The sequence below is a fragment of the Gardnerella vaginalis ATCC 14018 = JCM 11026 genome, from assembly GCF_001042655.1.
GTDB lineage: Bacteria > Actinomycetota > Actinomycetes > Actinomycetales > Bifidobacteriaceae > Bifidobacterium > Bifidobacterium vaginale.
The window spans coordinates 414,301-432,411 of the sequence record NZ_AP012332.1; the positions used below are offsets into that span (position 1 = coordinate 414,301).

An 18,111-nucleotide genomic window follows, 5' to 3' on the forward strand; every position below is an offset into this window, starting at 1 on the left:
GATGGCAAGTAGTACAAAGGTTGTAATTGCTTAGCGATAGGTTGTAATGCAATGAGAATTTCACAAGACGGATTTGCCTACAAAGCTCCTACAAGTAAAGATGTAGCGACTTTAGCTGGAGTTTCGCAAACAACTGTTTCGTTTGTTATTAATGATAAAAACGGGATTGCTCCTGAAACACGTAACCGTGTACTCAATGCAATGCGCACACTTAACTATCATCCTAACGCTGGCGCTCGCATTCTTCGAACATCTAAGACGAACATTATTGCACTATTTGCAGAGATGCGTAGCAATAAAGATGCAAATGAAACTACTCCTTACATAGATACCATAGTTCGTTATGCTGAAGAACATGGATATGATGTTATTCTTAACACAACTGCACATGATTCAAAGAGTATACAAAGATTAGCTAATAAGACACTTTGTGATGCTTTTATCCTTATGGATATTGAGACTAATGATCCTCGTATACCAGTAGTTTGCCAATTGACTCAGCCAACAGTGCTAATTGGAAGACCTAGAAATGCGCAGGGCTTGGATGTCGTAGATTTAGATGCTCGTATTGCAGGACGCATGGCAGTTGATGAACTATATGAGACAAATCATCATCATATTGCTGTAATAGGGGAGCCTGTGAGTAACCCGTACTCTATAGACTTTGAAGAGCCTGAAAACATGTTCTTTATTCACGAGTTCCATATGGCCATACGTCAAGAATGTGAAAAGCTTAATATTCCGTATTCTATAATCCCAAGAAAATCTCCAGACTGGACAGGTTTTGTTGAATGCGCTGACAGATTATTGAAGTACAAAGATGATAGACTTGGTATTATTGTTCGTCAGCCTAGTGTGGCTCAGTGGTTGTTATGGTATTTGAAAGAACGAAATATTCAGCCTGGGAAAGATTTATCGGTTATCGTACATTGTTCTGATGATTATGCAGAGAGTTTCCCAACGCCTATTACTAATATTTCAACTGTTCCAAGAGAAGTTGCAAAAACTGCGATTCAACTAGTACTTCAGAGACTAGATAGTGAATCCAATCAACAGCATTCTGAATTTAAACAAAATAAGATTATTCCTAATCGCACTAATCGTGAGATACTTGTAGCTCCATCTAATATACATAGGAGAGCAACGACTGTTACATCATGGTAATACGCCTTTTAAGTATTTCATATGCAATTTGTGATATAAAAGTATTATGTCTCTTATGCGCAAAACAAAGCACGTGCTTATGAATAAACTTAAACGCGTGACATGTTTATGCGCAGCTGCGTCGATTTCTCTATTGGCGGTAGCGTCTTTGAGTGGGTGTGAGCCTAATAATCACGCGGTTGGGGATACGGGTAAGGCAGACGACATAGTTCACGATGGCATTGACGTAGAAGATATCAAGCTACTTATAGTTGGGTCAAAATCCGCATCTCTTGATTCCAAGCTTCTTCATTTATGCGAAAAATCTGGTTTGAGTGCAGCTTATGCTTCTGTGTCGGATGTTAAGAACGCTAATGAGGCTGCAAGGGATGCGATTAAGTCTGCTTCCGAGCAGCCTGTTTCTATGATATTGATTAACAACATCAATATTGATGCTTCAGATTCTACAGATTTAGGTGTTAAAAGCAATGCTGGTGGAGCGCATGTAGATTTAAAGGCTCGTGAATCTTGGATTGATGCGATTAAATATGCTCGTTTTGCTGGAATACCAGTAGCTCTTGTGAATCCTAAAAATCCTCCGAAGGATTCAACTTTGTACGCTGCAAAATTGTATATTTTCAAGGATTTAGACAATCAAGCTTTGTTTGAGTTTAATAGGGATAATAAGTCGAATGTAGATAAATCGGGAAAAATTCAACATTCATCTCTTCTAAAAATCGTTCAAGCCTTAATCGATAATACGCCTCACAGCAGGGATGTGATTATAAATGACAAGAACTAGCGTAATTAAGAAAGATTTACCAGATTTACCAGAAGTTGACGAGTCTGGTTTAAATGCAGATGAAGTTTCTTATGCTGTGGAAAATGGCGACGTTAACATTACGACTAATCGAACATCTAGGTCTGTGCTTTCTATTGTGCGCGCCAACGTGTTTACACTTTTTAACGCGATTATCTTCGTGGCAATGGTGGTTGTGCTCGCTACTGGATCTTGGAAAGATGCCGTTTTTGGATTTGTTATTTTGATTAACACTGGTATTGGCGTTGTTACTGAGTTGCGTGCAAAACACACGCTTGATAGGCTTTCGATTCTTGTGGCTTCGCGATCGATTGTGCGACGAGGCGGAAAGAACGTTTTTATAAACCATTGCGATATTGTGCTTGGTGATTTGTTATGGGTTCGTGCTGGAGACCAGGTTCCTGCAGACGTGCAAGTGCTTGAATCTTGGGGTCTGGAGATGGATGAGTCAATGCTTACGGGCGAATCTGCAACTGTACGTAAGTCTGCAGAGGATCGTGTATATTCTGGCTCTACCGCTGTTTCTGGTGTTGCTTTGGCTCGTGTTACGGCTGTGGGTGGCAACAGTTATGCTGCTAGATTGGCTGCTCAAGCAAAGGTCTACACTAAAACAATTTCGGATTTGAGCCGCGGAATTAACACGATTTTAAAGTGGATGACGATTGTTGTTGTGCCTCTTTGCGCTTTGCTTGTATGGTCTCAGATTAGTAAGGTTGGTGGTTTTGCGCTTGCGTGGCAGACTGGCAATTGGCGTAGTGCCGTGGTTTCTGCTGTCGCTGGTGTTGTTGGCATGATTCCAGAAGGTCTTGTGCTTTTAACTTCGCTTAATTTTGCTGTTGCTGCTATGCGCCTCGCTCGAAAAAAGACTCTGATACAAGAGCTAGAATCTGTGGAAACTTTGGCGCGAGTGGATTGTTTGAATTTAGATAAAACTGGCACTATTACGGATGGTGGAATCGCATTTGTAGGCGTGGATTTGCTTGATGACAATTTAAGTGATGTTGCAAAGCAGAGCAGCGCGGATGCTTTCGACTTGAATGATGGTTTGCGCGGTTTTGTAAATCAAGCTTTATTTGATTTGTCTAATGAAGAAAATCCAAATGCTACTGGTATAGCAATTATGGAAGGTCTTGGTAGTAAAGATACCTTTAGCAAAGGTCTTAATGATAAAAACGTTGAAAATCAGGGTGTATTCTCTGGCTGCGTAATAAATAATCGTCTTCCGTTCTCGTCTTCTAGAAAATGGAGTGCTATTAATTACAAGCATAAAGATGGTAGTTTTGAAACTTGGTACATGGGTGCTCCAGAAGTTTTGGTTAGTGCGATCTGTGAGTTTCGTGATTGTTCTGACGGCAATTCTGATTCTAACTATTCTAATATGCGCTCGCATGAGCAGTTTGATCGTATTTTGCATACTGTAAACGAATATGCTCAAAAAGGTGAGCGTGTGCTTCTCCTTGCTTTAGATGACAGCGATTCATGTGATTCTACTTTTTCTGATTCTCCTACTATTTCTTCTAATGCGCGTCCTGTTGCCTTGGTTCGCTGTTCGGAGAAAATTCGTTCGGATGCTAGACAAACGCTCGCATGGTTTAGGAAACAGGGAGTTAGATGCCGTGTTATTTCTGGCGATAATCCTATAACAGTTGCTGCAGTGGCTGAAAAAGTTGGATTAACCGGCGATTCTAAGCCTGTTGCTATGGATGCTAGGAATCTTCCTAAAGATGTTAATCAGCTTTCTCAGGTGCTTGAGAATGTTGATGTTCTTGGTCGTGTTTTGCCAGATCAAAAAAAGGCGATTGTTCAGGCTCTGCATGCTAAGGGTCATGTTGTTGCTATGACTGGCGATGGTGTTAACGATACTCTTGCGCTTAAAGAAGCGGATTTGGGTGTAGCTATGGGGAATGCTGCTCCTGCGGCTAAGGCTGTGGCTCAAGTTGTGCTTGTTGATTCGCGTTTTTCGCATCTTCCAGACGTGGTTGCTAGGGGTCGTCAGGTTATGGCAAATATGGAGCGTGTTGCAGGATTGTTCCTTGTTAAAACTGTGTATTCAGCACTTATTTCGGCTGGTGTTGTTCTTCTTGGTCTTCACTTCCCGTATTTGCCTCGTCACATAACTTATATTGGCTCGTTAACAATTGGTATTCCAGCGTTTTTGCTGGCTTTGGCTCCTAATTCAAGACGTTATATTCCAGGGTTTTTGCATCGTGTTGTGCGTTTTGCTCTTCCTAATGGTGTGGCTGTTGCTATATCTGTGTTGGTTACGGCTGTTTTTGCTCCTATGATGTTGGTGCGTGGTTTAGATGCTTCTGGTGTGAGTGCTTCCAAGCTCATTGTTGGTGCAGCCAAGTCTTTGGATGTGACTCGTAGTATTTGTGCGGTTGTTGTTTTTGCGCTTGGTGTAGTGGTTTTAGCTACTGTTTCTAAACCTATTTTTTCTTGGCGTGGAATAATGGTGTTGTGCTTTGCGCTGGCTGGTGTTGTGGGTGCGTTTATACCGTTTGTCGCTCATTTCTTTGATTTGCACATTCCAACTAATGGGAACGATATGTTTGTTATGATTTGTGCAGTAATGTTTGCTTTTGTTGTGTGGATGCTTTTACACTTATTTAGCAGACTAATCGTAAGTTGGTTAGACAACAGTCATTCTTCTGATATTTCTGCTGCAGATATTTCTATGGATGAAGATGCTGATTAGCTTTTATTAGCTTTTATCAACTTTAGTTGGTTTTTGGGTTTTGTAGTGCATTTTATTTTTATGTTGAACGCAACGTATATCGAATCGCTGCGTGTCGTGACTTTGAAATTATGCTTACAATGTATATGTGTTCAGTATTTTAGAAATGTTTTCGATTGGTGTAGGACCTAGTTCTTCTCATACTGTTGGTCCTATGCGCGCTGCGAACGCTTTTGTTACTTCTTTGAAGGAAAGTGGAAAGCTTAATAATGTTGCGCGAGTTCATGTTACATTGTACGGTTCTTTGTCTCTTACAGGTTTAGGTCATGGCACGGATCGTGCTTCTGTTGCAGGTTTGGAGGGTAATTTACCTGACGATGTTGATACAGAACACATGATGACTATTCGCGAATATTGTAAGAAAACTGGTACTTTGACTCTTGCTCATAGTCATACTATTGAATTTGATTACGATTCAGACGTGATTTTTGAAAAGTGGAAGCGCATGGTTGCACACCCTAATGGCATGAGGTTTGTGGCTTTTGATTCTCAAGGTAATACTGTTGACGAGCAAGTTTGGTATTCAATTGGAGGTGGTTTTATTCGCAAAGGTAACGCGAATGATGCAATGGTTGGGTTGCATGATCGCGTTTTAGACGATGCGAATAATGTTGATGATTCTAAGTCTGACTCGACAAATAATTCTGTAAATGGCGATTCTTCCGTAAATTCTTCCAATGATTCAACTGTTCCTTATCCTTTCTCGACTTGTAAAGAGCTTATTTCAATTTGCAAAAAAGAACATAAGAATATAAGTGATATTGTTTGGCAAAATGAGCTTGCTTTGCATGAGGGAGATGCGCATTACGTTCGCTCCTATTTGCTACATGTGTGGAAGGTTATGAGCAAGTGTGTGGAAAATGGTTGTAATTCTAAACAGGAGATTCTCCCTGGAGGACTTGATGTTCCTAGGCGTGCTCCCAATATGTATGCTCGTCTTGCTGCTAATTCAGATATGCTTCGTCAGAATCATCGTAGGGCTGATTCAGCTTTAGAAAGCTCCGATTCTGCGTGGGTTAATCTTTTTGCACTTGCTGTGAGTGAGGAGAATGCTGGTGGTGGTCGTATTGTTACGGCTCCTACTAATGGTTCTGCCGGAATTATTCCAGCTGTTTTGCAATATTATTGGCGGTTTGTAGATAGTGCTAGTGAAGATGGAATTGTAAGATTCCTTCTTGCTTCTGGCGCTGTTGGATACCTGTTTAAACGCAATGCTTCGATTTCTGGTGCAGAAGTTGGATGCCAGGGAGAAGTTGGTTCCGCGTGTTCTATGGCTGCTGCTGGATTATGTGAGGTGCTTGGCGGCACTCCTGAACAGGTTGAAAATGCTGCGGAAATTGGTATTGAGCATCATCTTGGTTTGACTTGTGATCCTGTTGGCGGTTTGGTGCAGATTCCTTGCATTGAGCGCAATGCTATGGCTGCTAATACGGCGATTAATGCTGTGAGAATTGCTCTGCTAGGTGATGGTTCGCATATTGTTAGCCTTGATAATGCGATTAAAACAATGAAGGAAACTGGTCAAGATATGATGTCTAAGTACAGGGAAACATCTAAAGGTGGACTCGCCGTAAACGTTGTTGAATGTTAGATTGAATCCTAAATTAAATTTTGGATTAGATTAGGATTTAGATTAGGATTTAACTTTATATTATTGGCATAGGTAGCGGTTGAGTGCTAATCTAAATCACGCTATAAGATTACAGAACTGTTATAATGTTTGAAGTTTTTGGATAATGCTATTAAACATTAGTTGATTTTTGCAAATGTTTTAAGCATTTACATATGGCTGTAAGGGATTGGAAAAGATTATAAAGGAGGGCAATATGGCACAGGATATGCCAGAAGTAGTTGCGGAATTTGGTACTACGCCAACGGTGACGTTCCCAGCGTCTGAGCCGCCAGCGGGGCTTAAGGTTGTTGAGTTAGTAGAAGGTAATGGTCCTTTAGTTCGCGCTGGAGATACTGTGACTGTTAATTATCATGGTGTTGTTTGGGGTGCGGATAAGCCGTTTGATTCTAGCTTTGATCGTCATAGGCCAGCAAGTTTTGGCATTGGCGTTGGTCAGGTGATTCAGGGGTGGGATCGTACTGTTCCAGGTCATAATGTTGGCTCTAGGCTTCTTGTTTCTATTCCGCCTGAGTATGGTTATGGTTCTCGTGGAGTTCCTCAGGCTGGAATTGGTGGTTCAGACACTCTTGTGTTTGTGATTGATATTATTTCTACGCGATGAATATTGCGTGTGGTTGATTTTTAATTTGCTGTTTTATTCTTTGTTCTTTATTAAGGAGATTACAAAATGGCTGAAGAAAAAACGATTTTGTTGACTAAGGAAGCTTACGATAAGCTCAAGGAAGAATTGGCTCATCGCGAAGGCGAGTATCGTGATGAAATTACTGAACGTATTGCTGCTGCGCGAGCTGAGGGCGATTTGTCTGAAAATGGTGGTTATCAAGCTGCTCGTGAGGAGCAGGGCAAAAATGAGGGTCGTATTAACGAGCTTATTGTTAAGCTTCGTAATGCTAAGATTCTCGAAGCTCCAGAAGCTGGCAGTGTTGGGAATGGCTCTCTTGTAACCTTGGAGCTTGCTGGCCGAGAAATGACTTATGTACTTGGCTCTCGCGATATTGCTGTTGCTACAGATTACGATGTTATTAGTCCAGAATCTCCAATTGGTGCTGCAATAATGGGCGCTAAAGCAGGTGATACTGTTAGCTATTCTGCTCCAAATGGTCGTGAGATTTCTGTAACTATCAAGGATTCTCATCCTCTTGCATAATAAATTTTATGTGACAGGAAAGTTCGTTTTTTTTTTAATCGCTGTGATTTTAAAGCTCTTATAGCTGCTAATCACAGCGATTTTTTTATTGTTTGTTTTACATATTGAGAGAGTATTTGTAATGTTTTGCGTTTGCTAGAAATTTAGTTCTAGTTCTGCTTAAAACGTTAAATTTTTCTTAAGATAGTAACAACTTTACCCATTATTTTTGCGTGTGATCCATCTATAGGTGAATACGCTGGATTGTGTGGCATAAGCCAGACGTGACCATTGTCTTTTCTAAACGTTTTTACAGTAGCCTCATTATCTAGCAGTGCGGCAACTATATCTCCATTTGTTGCTTCATTTTGTTCTCGTACAACAACGTAATCTCCATCGCAGATTGCTGCATCGATCATTGAATCTCCATGCACTTCTAGCATAAATAGATTTCCGCTTCCAGTAAGTCTTTCTGGCAATCTCATAACATCTTCAACGTGTTGCTCTGCTGTTATAGGTGTTCCAGCTGCAATTCTCCCAACAAGTGGTACGTCGTGTGAGTGAATCAATGAGTCGTTGTTGTATATGCTTACATCTACTGCTGATTTTGTAATCAGTGTATGAGCTTTCTCCTTATTTTTCTTTAAGAAATCTCCAATAACCTCAATGGCACGCCCTTTATTGGCGCTTATTCTTATTAGTCCTTTCATTTCTAAGGCTCGCAATTGATGTTTTACGGAAGAAGGACTTCTTAAGCCTACAGCTTCGCCTATTTCTCTAAATGATGGAGGAAATCCATGTTCTTCAAGGCAATTTTGTATGGCATCCATGATTTTGCGCTGACGATCTGTTAGCGGTTCTGTGTTGTGCGCCGCGGAATCACTAATCTCGTTTGTGTTGATATTCATGGTGTCTCCTTTCGATGATTTTATTCTATGACAAACTTGCAAAAAAATCAAACATATGTTCGACACGCCGTTGCATCTTTAGAACAGATGTGTCAAGATTGATACACCTGTTCGATAGAACAAATGTTCATATGGATTTATATTGATTTAAATTTGTGAGAAAGGGTAATTATGCATAAGAGATCAAAAGCAACTGGTGCTTTATATAGTCAGTTTGCGAACAACGGTACTTGCGTAGATAAAACTTGTTTAAAGCGAAATAAGTATAGTAAATCTTTTATTAGATTTATTGTTTTTGTTGCTTTAGTGTGTTTTGCATGGATTATTTTTACTCCAAAGCCAGCAGTTTCTGCAGTGTCAAAATCTTTTGTAACATACACTGTTCGTCCTGGAGATACTTTATGGAGTTATGCAAAAACTATAACAAACAAAGACAGTAATATTTCTGATTCTGTAGATTATCTCATGCAAATTAATAATTTAGATTCAGCAGATTTAGAAGTAGGTCAGTCTATAAAAGTGCCGTTTATATATGATTAATCAATGTAGATAATTTTATTCGATAGTTAAAATATGGAGGTTTATATGGATTGGATTTGCGAATGTGACTCGTATGATGAAGATCATAACAATGTTGTATTTATGGCTTCGTCGATATATGAAACAAGGGTACGAGTAATTGCAGATATGGTTTTATATCCATCAATTCAGGTATTTATTGGTAAAATTTATCAAGAATATGGACAAAAATATGAAAAAATCGATTTATTTATATAACAAATATTAAAGCATATATAACATATTTTAATAATTTTTAGTATGCTAGATGTATGCATTGTCCTTTTTGTAAGAATTCCGATACTAAGGTTATCGATACGCGAATTAGTGAAGATGGATATTCGATTCGTCGCAGACGTGAATGCCAGATGTGTGGCAACCGCTTTACGACAGTTGAAACTACTCAACTGCTTGTTATGAAACGATCTGGTTCAATTGAGCCATTCGACCGAGCAAAGGTGGTTGCTGGTGTAGGAAAAGCTTGTCAGGGTAGACCTATAGACTCTGAAGCTTTAAAGACGTTGGGAATGGAAGTTGAAGCTGATTTGCGTGCTCGCGGATTAGCGCAAGTTACATCTGAAGAAGTTGGAAAAGCAATATTGAAACCATTGCGAGAACTGGATGAGGTAGCTTATCTTCGTTTTGCTAGTGTATATCAGAACTTCGCTGGCTTGAAGGATTTTGAACAAGCCATTGAGGATCTTAAAAAGAGTAAGCAATAACCCTTCTTGTTTGACCCATATATTTCAATAGATCAAACAATGTACTAGTTTATTCGGGTTTAGTGTTTTTGTGTTTATTTTGAAAAATCAGCGTCATCTTGTGTGCGCAAGATGACTAATCGCTGTGTTGGTCTTGTCATAGCAACGTACAGATTTGCTGCTGCTGTAAGCATAGATGCTGCTTCTTGTTCTATTTTAGAAGGTTGCATCAGAATTACGGCATCGTATTCTAATCCTTTAACGTATTCAGGCGTGCAAACGCTAATCTGACTATCGTCTGAATTCTGTTGAAGTATACGATTGTATTCTTTATCGGAAAGATTTTTACGAAGAGTATCTTTAACGATTTTATCAGTATGGTCTAATAGTTCATTAGGAACTATTATCGCTACGCGACCACTTCCATCTTCTGATACGAATTCTTTAAACAAATCAATGCAATATTTTGAAAGTGTTCTATCTAGTTCATCTTGATGCTTAAGTGTATGGGTAACAAGAGAATCAGGAACAGATCGTACAGCATTAACTGTGGAAATGTACAATCCAGAGTTGTTTGCCACTTTTCCTGCAGCATCTGAAACTTCTTTAGGGTTACGATAATTAATGGTCAACTCGTAAAGATCCCAGTTTGCATCTCCAAACAGTGAGCTCATATTCTTTTGCCAATGATGCGTTCCACCTAAAGCGGATGTTTGAGCAACATCACCAACGATTGTAAATGATCTAGAAGGGCAGCGACGGATTAGCATTCGCCAATCCATTGCTGTAAGCTCTTGAGCTTCATCTACAACCACATGACCATAAGTCCACTCTCTATCTGACGCAGCAAGATTGGCTACAATGCTTGTATCGTCACCTTGAATGTTCTCTATGAGCATATCTGCGGTGACGATTCCATTTCCAATGCCATTTTGAGCAAGTGTTTCAGAAGCGTATTGCTGCTCTTCGAGCTTTTTGCGAGCATTTGCAGCATTTTGTGCCTCAACTTTTGGATCTGCACCTAGAAGCTCCATAGCCTCATCAAGAAGCGGTATATCAGAGCGAGTTAGAGGACTACCTTTTGGTCTAGTTAATACACAAATATCGTCTTCACTTAACCAAGGAGCATATATGCGAAGTTGTTCAGGTTTAGAAAACAGCTGGTCAATAAGCCACGTGGCAGTCATAGGGAGCCAAGCAAGATTCAGAGTAATCTTAAGTTTCTCTTCCATACGAAGCTGAGATGTAATATCGGATATTTCAGACTGCGAAGGAGTGTAATCTAACTGTTCTAGGTATCTATTTCTAAGTGAACTTATAACTGACTTTACGAAGGTTTTGCGAGCCTGATTATGAGGTTGGTGTGTTCGTTGAGCATCTGATTGTGCAAGCTCAATATCCTCTTTTTTGAGTTGTACAGCAAACCCGTTTATGCGTAGCGTTGGTAAATCTTTAGGAACACGTATTCTTGCACAAACAGCGTTCTGAATAACGTTTTTCATGCGATACATTCCCTTAAGCTTTGCCGCATGTGGAGTATCTTCTGCAACAGCATGAACATTTGGGATCAAATCAGAAATTGTTCTACTTACAACACCAGTTTCACCCAAAGAAGGCAAAACTTGATCTATGTATCTTAAGAATGCCGAGCTTGGTCCTACAATCAGAACGCCTGATTTTTCAAGCTTTCTACGATGTGTATAAAGAAGATATGCTGCCCTGTGCAATGCTACTGCGGTTTTGCCAGTACCAGGCCCACCTTGTACAACAATAGTATGGTCAAGAGGAGCGCGAATAATGCGGTCTTGTTCAGCTTGAATAGTTGCAACAATATCCGTCATTTTTCCAGTTCTACGAGAACCTAGTGAAGCTAGTAAAGCACCTTCGCCTGTTAGAGTTCCCTGCTTAGAAGCCTTGTTTATCTCGTCTGCATGAATATCAAGAATCTCGTCTTCAACTCCAACAACCTCGCGGAATTTAAGAGTTATATGCCTACGCATAACGATGTTTCCATGGTGACGTGGCGTTGCCTCATAGAATGGTCGCGCAGCTTCTGCTCGCCAATCTGTAAGAATAGGATCGTGATTTTCACTGAGTAGACCAATCCTACCTATGTAGTGTCTTGTTCCTTCGCGATCATCAAGTCTTCCAAACACAAGTCTGTCTTCTACGGCTCTAAGTTGAGTTAACCGATCCTCATACATTGTTGCAAATGAATCACGTTCGGTGCGCTGAGTAGGCGACCCGTGTGATCCTGCAGCTCGTACAGCGTCAAGTCTTGTACGAACCGTAGAACGCAAGTCATCCAAGCGTCCGTAAGCGCAATCAACTGCTTGTTGTTCTTCGCTAAGTTGTGAGGAGTACGTAGACATTTGTGTCCGTTCTTCTTAAATGTTGAGCTAAAAACTAGGCGTTTAAGTATATCTCGAGGCTTATACACGGTATTTTCTAAGAAAGTTTTTGCGACGAATGCATAAAGTGGCACTTTTATGAAAAAAAATATTATTTTTTTATAAAAAGTGGGGATTTTTGGTGAGGAATGGGGTAAAATGGTGAACGATGTGCAAGTGGCATATTGCATGTTGAAAAGGAGGTGAGTTATGGCTCGTAATAATGCGGATGATAATGCGCAGAATAAAGCCAATTCCTCCTTTATGCATGCTCAAAATCTCTCTGACAGTGATTCACAAAATATTGCTCAAGCTAATGCTCAGGAAATGCATATGCCAATGCAAAATCCTCAAGCGTACGCTCAGCCTTATTATGTGATGCCACAGATGTATCAGCCACAGCAGATTCCGCCAATGCAGCAGATTCCTTTTGCGCAACCCATTAACCAGGCTCCATATTCGGCTTTTAATTCCACTCCTTTACCGAATAATGAAGATTCTCGTGGTAATGGCATAAGCAATCAGAATCAGCAACAGAATCAAACCCCAATTCTTCTTGGTACATATGCTCCAAAAATTGATGGAAAAGGTCGTGTAGCTTTACCAGCGAAATTTAGATCTCAATTAGGGAATGGTTTTGTTATGGCGCGTGGTCAGGAACGTTGCGTATACGTACTGCCAATGCAAGAGTTTCAACGTATTACAACGCAGATTCAGCGCACATCTATGAGCAATAAGTCTGCAAGAGACTATTTGCGAGTGTTTCTTTCTGGCGCTGTAGATCAAGAACCAGATAAGCAGGGACGCATAGTAGTTCCACCAATGTTAAGAGATTACGCAAATCTTGGAGACGAGATTGTTGTAATTGGTGTTGGCACTCGCGCAGAAATATGGAATAAGTCTGCTTGGAACGAATACCTTGCAGATCGTGAGCAAGATTATGCAGATATTGCAGATGATGTTCTTCCGGCGGTGACCCAATGAAAGGTGATCCGATGAAGGACTTATCTACAATACACGCACCAGTATTGCTCGACGATTGTGTAAATCTAGTATCTCCAGCGTTAAACCACAAGAATTCTGTTGTTGTGGATTGCACGCTGGGTCTTGCTGGTCATGCAACAGCTTTTCTTAAATCGGCTCCTCTTGCAACGCTTGTAGGCATAGACAGAGATGGCGAAGCTCTTGAGCTAGCTATAAAAAGAATGCGTGAAGAAGGATTAGACGAACGTTTTATTCCAGTACATGCAGCATTTGATGAAGTCGACAAAGTTCTTGAAGATTTAGCAATCTACCATATTGATGCAGCATTTATGGATTTGGGACTTTCTAGCTTGCAAATAGACGAAGAAGATAGAGGATTCTCATATTCTCACAACACTGCATTAGATATGAGAATGGACACTACACAAAGCATAACAGCTGCGACTATTCTCGCGACTTATGATTCGCATAAGCTTGCGAATATTTTCCGAGAATATGGTCAAGAGCGTTTTTCTGGTCCAATAGCTCGCAAAATTGTTCAAGTTCGTGAAGAGACTCCGATTACCACATCTGGTCAGCTGGTTGAATTAGTTGATAACGTCATTCCTCGTTCTCATCGTGCTCCAGGAAACCCAGCTAAGAGAGTTTTCCAAGCTCTTCGCATTGAGGTTAATGGAGAATTAGACAAACTTGCTAGGACATTACCAAAGTTGGCTCTGCGTTTAAATCAAGGTGGCAGGATTGTTGTTGAATCTTATCATTCGCTGGAAGATATTGCGGTTAAAAGATTCATGAACAATGGCTTAGAAGTAGATGTTCCAGCGAATATGCCTATTGTTCCAGCAGATGCACAGCCTTTCTTTAGGTCGCTAACTAGAGGAGCTGTGAAAGCATCTAAGGAAGAAATAGCAAATAATACTAGGTCTTCGTCTGTTCGCTTGCGTGCAGTGGAACTGATTCGAGATATTCCAGAACGTTGGATTAAGGAATTTGAATCTATTTCTAAAGGTATTGAAGAATCATCTAATTCTTCGACTATACGATTTGCACATAAAAAAGGGGGTAGGTTCTAATGATTAAGCAATTAAAAAACCGTGCTCCTGGATTGTCTACTGTTACTGCAACAGCAGCTCCTGCAGGTCGTGTAAAAGAAAAAGTTGTTGGAGATTCAAGGAAAAATCGTGTTCTAAAATCCCTTCCATTGGTATTTAGTGCATCAGACCGCAGATCTTACACAGTAATGAACCGCTTGCATAAGGTTATAGAGTGGAGCAATACTCGTAAAGCGCCTCTTTTTAATGTGATTATTGTTGTTTTGTTCTTAGTAATCACTCCTACAACATCTCTATTGTTGCGCACAAAAATGGCAGAAATATCTTTTGAACAAGCTGCTACACAATCGAGTATTTCTAGGCTTCGTCAAGATGTAGAAACAGCTCAAACAAAATTAGATACTTTAGAGGCTGATCTTCCAGCAAAAGCGCAAACGATGGGAATGGTTCCGCAGCAAGGTGCAATAACCGTTGATTTAAGCGATTATGCAAATAAAAAGAAAGCTGAAAAAGCAATGCTTGATGCTAAGAAAGCTCAAACACAGGCTAATCTCAAGAATCAAAAGTCGCAGCCCAAACAGCAGGCGCATGATTCACAACAATCTAAACAACAATCTAAACAGCAAAAACCAAAGGATAAGGAGAAACATTGATGAGCCGCCAAATCAAGCAACGTTTCGCCAAATATTCAGGCAAAGTTAATGGAGTTGTTAATTCTATTAAAGACAAAGTTAATAGAACAAGCAATTCCAGTGGATTTTCAAAAACCAGTAAGTCTCTAAAAGACGGTACTAGTAGCGTTTTTAGCTTACTGAAGCTGATTAAAAGAAAATCGCAATTTACAAGGTTTAAAAAGTCCAGCACATACAATGCGAATTCTTATGAAGCTTACGGATCCTATAATAGGTCTGCTGCTAATAAGACTGCTGCGATGAATAGCACAGTTTTTGCAAAGAAGTGCGTAATTGTTGCAATTATTTTTGCGTTTGTTGCAACATGTGCAATAGTAAAACTTAGTTTTATACAGCTTATTAATGCTCGTTCTACTGCTCAGGCGGCTCAAGCAGAACGTATTAGGACAAAACCAATTCTTGCTAGAAGAGGTCGTATTTTAGATACAAACGGTTCAGTTCTTGCTCAAAGTGTTGAAAGATACAATATAATTGCTGATCCTATGAATGCGCAGGCGTTTAAACCTACTCCTTGCACAAAACAAACTGCTGGTAATTGTCATTCGATTAGTGGTAAGGATGTTGAAGGTACTGGTGCCGTGGCGGTGGCACGTCTTTTAGCTCCAATTCTTCATATGAGCTCTGTTGAAATCGGCGGAAAGATTTCTGGATTGGGTCGTTACGCAGTTATCAAGAGGAATGTGAAGCCTTCTGTTAAGCGTGCAATTGACAAACTCAACCTTTCTGGTTGTGTTTATGCAGAAAACAGTAGCGAACGAGTGTATTCAAGTGGTCCTATTTTGGGTGCCCTAATTGGTTCTGTCAAAGATGCCGAAGAAAGCTCTAGACCAGAGGCAAAGGGTAGAAGAGGTGAAATAGGTGAATCTGGATTAGAGCTTTCGCAAGATAAAGTTTTAACTGGTACAGATGGATATCAAAAGTATCAGGGAAACAATGTTGGAAATGAGAAAATTCCTGGCACTGTTAGCGAATATAAAGACGCTGTAAATGGTAATGACATAAAGTTAACCATTGACAGCGATGTAGATTGGTACGTTAAAAAAGTTCTTCTCGACGGAATGAAGCAGTACAAAGCTGGATGGGGAATTGCTGTTGTTCAGGATATTCGCACTGGTGAGATTCTTGCGTTAGAAGATACTGACGATATTAAAGCTGGTTCTTCAGCTGCTAGAGCATCTGTTTCTAAAGCGGTTAGCCAGACCTTTGAGCCAGGTTCTATAGGCAAAGTGTTTGCCATGGCTGGAATGGTTCAATCTGGTGCGCGTCAACTCAGTGACAAATTCTCAGTTCCAGGGACAATAGACAAACAAGGTCAGGTTTTCCATGATTCTCACAGTCATGGTATTGAACGTTTAACATTAGCTGGAATTTTAAAGGAATCTTCTAATGTTGGCATGATTTTAGCTGGCGAAAAATATCCTAATAACAAGCGTTATGAGTTTTTGTCTAAGTTTGGAATTGGGCAATATACTGGTTTAGGTTTACAAGGTGAATCTCCTGGTCTTCTTCCAAGCGTACAAGCATGGGATGGTCGTAAGCAAAACACTGTTTTGTTTGGTCAGGGTTATGCCACTAACGCTTTGCAAATTACTAATGCTATTGCGACTATTGCGAACAAGGGTGTAAGGCTCCAACAGTCAATAATCAAATCTGTAATAGATCCTCATGGACGTGTCTCAGAGCACAAGAGACCTCAGGCAACTCGCGTTTTGGATGAACATGTAGCATCGCAAATGTTGAATGCTATGGAAAGCACAGCAGAATCTTACAAGAACTTTATATCAATTAATGGATACCGTGTTGCTGCTAAGAGTGGTACTGCAGAAGTAGCGGGATTCGGTGGAGGATTAAGTTCTATTGTTGCAGATTGTGCTGGAGTAATTCCTGTGGATAATCCACGATTTGCTATTACAGTGGCATTAAGTAATCCTCAGGGAACTTTCGGCGTTGTTACAGCAGCACCTCTTTTGAAAGCAATTGGAGAATTCTTGATGCAAAAGTATGATGTTCCAGTTTCTACTCCTCGTAGCAACCCTATTGCTGTAGAATGGTGATATACAACAAATAAGGGCGAGTACGAGTATGAATGCTGTTGATGAATTTTCCAGAACCAGAGTGACGCTTGGTTTTGCTGCTGAACAGTATGGTTTTGAAGTAATTCCTTCCTTTGCATCTGGTGTGACTATTACATCATTAGCTTGTGATGTTAGAAGTGTTAAACCAGGTTGTCTTTTTGTTCCTTCATCTCGAGTAGATAAAAGACAATTAGAGGCTGCTAGAGATGCTGGAGCGTATGCTGCAATGGTTCCTCCAGAGTTTAGATCTGAAGCAATGAGTGTAGGCATTCCTCTGCTGGTATCTTCTAATAATCCAATAACTCTCGGTAAGCTAGCTTGTGATGTTAATTGCGATCCGTCATCTTTTATAGCAACTTTTGCAGTTGCTGGAGATAGTGATGATGAGATTTATGCAAATGTTATACGTTTGGCTGATTTTCTTCATATGCTCGGCAATCCAGTCGGTATTATTAGTGCAGCTGGGTCTAGCTCTCTTCAAAGAGAGCTAGATTTAGAGTATCCTATGGGAATAATTGATATACAGCATAACTTGTCTGTGTGTGTAGAAGATGGCGCTGCAGCTGTTGTAATAGCATTAAATTCTGCAACTCTTAGTAAAGATGCATTGCAGTCTGTTAACGTTGATGTTCTTGGAGTTGAAAGCAATAATGCTCTAGCAATGGCTGGAAGCCTTGACTTATATGCAAGCGACTCTTCTTATTCTGATTCTTACTCTAATACTTCAAAATTTGATAGTCATGCAAATCATGCAAGTCATGCAGATGATAATGCAGATAATCATTCATATAATAAAAAGAAGTATGATTCTGATACTACATTAAATCAGAATTCAAAATCGCAGCAAAAAGTCGAATCACTTAATTCCGATAGTGAATCTCATAGTGAATCCGATAGTGTATCTGATATTTCTTCTTCTAGAACTTCTGCTAATAAATCTGATAAACATTACGACAATAGTTTTATCAAAAATCAAAATGATGATTCCGCTATAGATGAAGAAAGTATGAAGTCCGCTCGACCAGTAATAAGTTTTTATACTCTTCAACAACGTTATGGGTTTGTAAGTCATGAAAGATCTTATTGCGTTATGCGTTCTCGTGAATCAGATGAGTTAGCTGCTTTAGCAGATCAGATTGGTGGTAAGGATGTTCACAAACATCTTTCTCTTTCAATAGCGATGGTTCTTGCAGCTGGAGTTAGAAGAGGAACTATTAAAAGCGCGTTACGAGTGTCTCATGAATTAAAGTAGTGTTAATTAAAGTAGTGTTCAGAAACGTGTTGATGATTAA

Annotated in this window: 16 protein-coding genes; 14 read left to right on the forward strand and 2 right to left on the reverse strand. The window is 40.0% G+C overall.

The window, feature by feature from the left end; all coding sequences use genetic code 11:
- Positions 1 to 51: 51 nt before the first annotated feature.
- The 6 genes from GAVG_RS01545 (at position 52) to GAVG_RS01570 (ending at position 7,480) form a co-directional block, all read left to right on the forward strand.
- Positions 52 to 1,164: a LacI family DNA-binding transcriptional regulator gene (locus GAVG_RS01545; protein ID WP_004112255.1), complete on the forward strand. Its 1,113-nt coding sequence runs from the start codon at positions 52 to 54 to the stop codon at positions 1,162 to 1,164.
- A 46-nt stretch (positions 1,165 to 1,210) separates the two neighbouring features.
- Positions 1,211 to 1,945, forward strand: coding sequence for a hypothetical protein (locus GAVG_RS01550; protein WP_009994558.1), 735 nt, complete (start codon positions 1,211 to 1,213; stop codon positions 1,943 to 1,945).
- The gene (locus GAVG_RS01555) at positions 1,932 to 4,661 is read left to right on the forward strand and encodes an HAD-IC family P-type ATPase (RefSeq protein WP_009994557.1); all 2,730 of its coding nucleotides are present in this window, start codon (positions 1,932 to 1,934) and stop codon (positions 4,659 to 4,661) included. Before GAVG_RS01550 ends, GAVG_RS01555 begins: the two co-directional genes overlap by 14 nt.
- Before the next feature lie 145 nt (positions 4,662 to 4,806).
- Positions 4,807 to 6,291, forward strand: coding sequence for an L-serine ammonia-lyase (locus GAVG_RS01560; RefSeq protein WP_004112260.1), 1,485 nt, complete (start codon positions 4,807 to 4,809; stop codon positions 6,289 to 6,291).
- Positions 6,292 to 6,526: 235 nt separating this feature from the next.
- Positions 6,527 to 6,934, forward strand: coding sequence for an FKBP-type peptidyl-prolyl cis-trans isomerase (locus GAVG_RS01565; protein WP_004112263.1), 408 nt, complete (start codon positions 6,527 to 6,529; stop codon positions 6,932 to 6,934).
- Positions 6,935 to 7,000: 66 nt separating this feature from the next.
- Positions 7,001 to 7,480: a GreA/GreB family elongation factor gene (locus GAVG_RS01570; RefSeq protein ID WP_004112265.1), complete on the forward strand. Its 480-nt coding sequence runs from the start codon at positions 7,001 to 7,003 to the stop codon at positions 7,478 to 7,480.
- Between the two features lie 167 nt (positions 7,481 to 7,647).
- Here the strand turns inward: GAVG_RS01570 and lexA are convergent, their stop codons facing one another.
- Entirely contained in the window at positions 7,648 to 8,367 is a 720-nt protein-coding gene (gene lexA, locus GAVG_RS01575; RefSeq protein ID WP_004112267.1) for a transcriptional repressor LexA, read from the reverse strand.
- Positions 8,368 to 8,538: 171 nt separating this feature from the next.
- Here lexA and GAVG_RS01580 point away from each other — a divergent pair, with 171 nt between their 5' ends.
- Genes GAVG_RS01580 through nrdR form a run of 3 tightly spaced genes read left to right on the forward strand, consistent with a single transcriptional unit; the run spans position 8,539 to position 9,647 of the window.
- Positions 8,539 to 8,907 (forward strand): LysM peptidoglycan-binding domain-containing protein, encoded by a 369-nt coding sequence (locus tag GAVG_RS01580; RefSeq protein ID WP_004112269.1) that lies wholly within the window; start codon positions 8,539 to 8,541, stop codon positions 8,905 to 8,907.
- A 45-nt stretch (positions 8,908 to 8,952) separates the two neighbouring features.
- Entirely contained in the window at positions 8,953 to 9,144 is a 192-nt protein-coding gene (locus tag GAVG_RS07555; RefSeq protein ID WP_004112270.1) for a hypothetical protein, read from the forward strand.
- A 53-nt stretch (positions 9,145 to 9,197) separates the two neighbouring features.
- A complete protein-coding gene (nrdR, locus tag GAVG_RS01590; RefSeq protein ID WP_004116911.1) occupies positions 9,198 to 9,647 on the forward strand; it encodes a transcriptional regulator NrdR in 450 nt (149 codons plus the stop codon).
- Between the two features lie 74 nt (positions 9,648 to 9,721).
- Here the strand turns inward: nrdR and GAVG_RS01595 are convergent, their stop codons facing one another.
- Positions 9,722 to 11,998, reverse strand: coding sequence for a HelD family protein (locus tag GAVG_RS01595; protein WP_009994552.1), 2,277 nt, complete (start codon positions 11,996 to 11,998; stop codon positions 9,722 to 9,724).
- 228 nt (positions 11,999 to 12,226) lie between these two features.
- Between GAVG_RS01595 and mraZ the strand changes: the two genes are divergently transcribed.
- Genes mraZ through GAVG_RS01620 form a run of 5 tightly spaced genes read left to right on the forward strand, consistent with a single transcriptional unit; the run spans position 12,227 to position 18,071 of the window.
- Positions 12,227 to 13,000 carry a division/cell wall cluster transcriptional repressor MraZ gene (gene mraZ, locus GAVG_RS01600; RefSeq protein ID WP_009994551.1) on the forward strand — a complete coding sequence of 258 codons (774 nt, stop codon included), beginning with the start codon at positions 12,227 to 12,229 and terminating at the stop codon, positions 12,998 to 13,000.
- A gap of 11 nt (positions 13,001 to 13,011) precedes the next feature.
- Positions 13,012 to 14,073, forward strand: coding sequence for a 16S rRNA (cytosine(1402)-N(4))-methyltransferase RsmH (gene rsmH, locus GAVG_RS01605; RefSeq protein WP_004116906.1), 1,062 nt, complete (start codon positions 13,012 to 13,014; stop codon positions 14,071 to 14,073).
- Complete coding sequence (locus GAVG_RS01610) at positions 14,073 to 14,705, forward strand: hypothetical protein (RefSeq protein WP_009994550.1); 633 nt, start codon at positions 14,073 to 14,075, stop codon at positions 14,703 to 14,705. The genes rsmH and GAVG_RS01610 overlap by 1 nt, the downstream gene beginning before the upstream one ends.
- Positions 14,705 to 16,798, forward strand: coding sequence for a peptidoglycan D,D-transpeptidase FtsI family protein (locus tag GAVG_RS01615; protein ID WP_004116904.1), 2,094 nt, complete (start codon positions 14,705 to 14,707; stop codon positions 16,796 to 16,798). The genes GAVG_RS01610 and GAVG_RS01615 overlap by 1 nt, the downstream gene beginning before the upstream one ends.
- Positions 16,799 to 16,826: 28 nt before the next feature.
- Positions 16,827 to 18,071, forward strand: a complete 1,245-nt coding sequence (locus GAVG_RS01620) for a hypothetical protein (protein WP_009994549.1) — start codon at positions 16,827 to 16,829, stop codon at positions 18,069 to 18,071.
- Positions 18,072 to 18,111: the final 40 nt, after the last annotated feature.

Coding starts and splice junctions, on each gene's coding strand:
- GAVG_RS01620 (WP_009994549.1), top strand. CDS start 16,827: ATGAATGCTGTTGATGAATTTTCCAGAACCAGAGTGACGCTTGGTTTT.
- GAVG_RS01560 (WP_004112260.1), top strand. CDS start 4,807: ATGTTTTCGATTGGTGTAGGACCTAGTTCTTCTCATACTGTTGGTCCT.
- GAVG_RS01610 (WP_009994550.1), top strand. CDS start 14,073: ATGATTAAGCAATTAAAAAACCGTGCTCCTGGATTGTCTACTGTTACT.
- GAVG_RS01545 (WP_004112255.1), top strand. CDS start 52: ATGAGAATTTCACAAGACGGATTTGCCTACAAAGCTCCTACAAGTAAA.
- GAVG_RS01550 (WP_009994558.1), top strand. CDS start 1,211: ATGTCTCTTATGCGCAAAACAAAGCACGTGCTTATGAATAAACTTAAA.
- GAVG_RS01565 (WP_004112263.1), top strand. CDS start 6,527: ATGGCACAGGATATGCCAGAAGTAGTTGCGGAATTTGGTACTACGCCA.
- GAVG_RS01555 (WP_009994557.1), top strand. CDS start 1,932: ATGACAAGAACTAGCGTAATTAAGAAAGATTTACCAGATTTACCAGAA.
- mraZ (WP_009994551.1), top strand. CDS start 12,227: ATGGCTCGTAATAATGCGGATGATAATGCGCAGAATAAAGCCAATTCC.
- nrdR (WP_004116911.1), top strand. CDS start 9,198: ATGCATTGTCCTTTTTGTAAGAATTCCGATACTAAGGTTATCGATACG.
- GAVG_RS01615 (WP_004116904.1), top strand. CDS start 14,705: ATGAGCCGCCAAATCAAGCAACGTTTCGCCAAATATTCAGGCAAAGTT.
- rsmH (WP_004116906.1), top strand. CDS start 13,012: ATGAAGGACTTATCTACAATACACGCACCAGTATTGCTCGACGATTGT.
- lexA (WP_004112267.1), bottom strand. CDS start 8,367: ATGAATATCAACACAAACGAGATTAGTGATTCCGCGGCGCACAACACA.
- GAVG_RS07555 (WP_004112270.1), top strand. CDS start 8,953: ATGGATTGGATTTGCGAATGTGACTCGTATGATGAAGATCATAACAAT.
- GAVG_RS01570 (WP_004112265.1), top strand. CDS start 7,001: ATGGCTGAAGAAAAAACGATTTTGTTGACTAAGGAAGCTTACGATAAG.
- GAVG_RS01595 (WP_009994552.1), bottom strand. CDS start 11,998: ATGTCTACGTACTCCTCACAACTTAGCGAAGAACAACAAGCAGTTGAT.
- GAVG_RS01580 (WP_004112269.1), top strand. CDS start 8,539: ATGCATAAGAGATCAAAAGCAACTGGTGCTTTATATAGTCAGTTTGCG.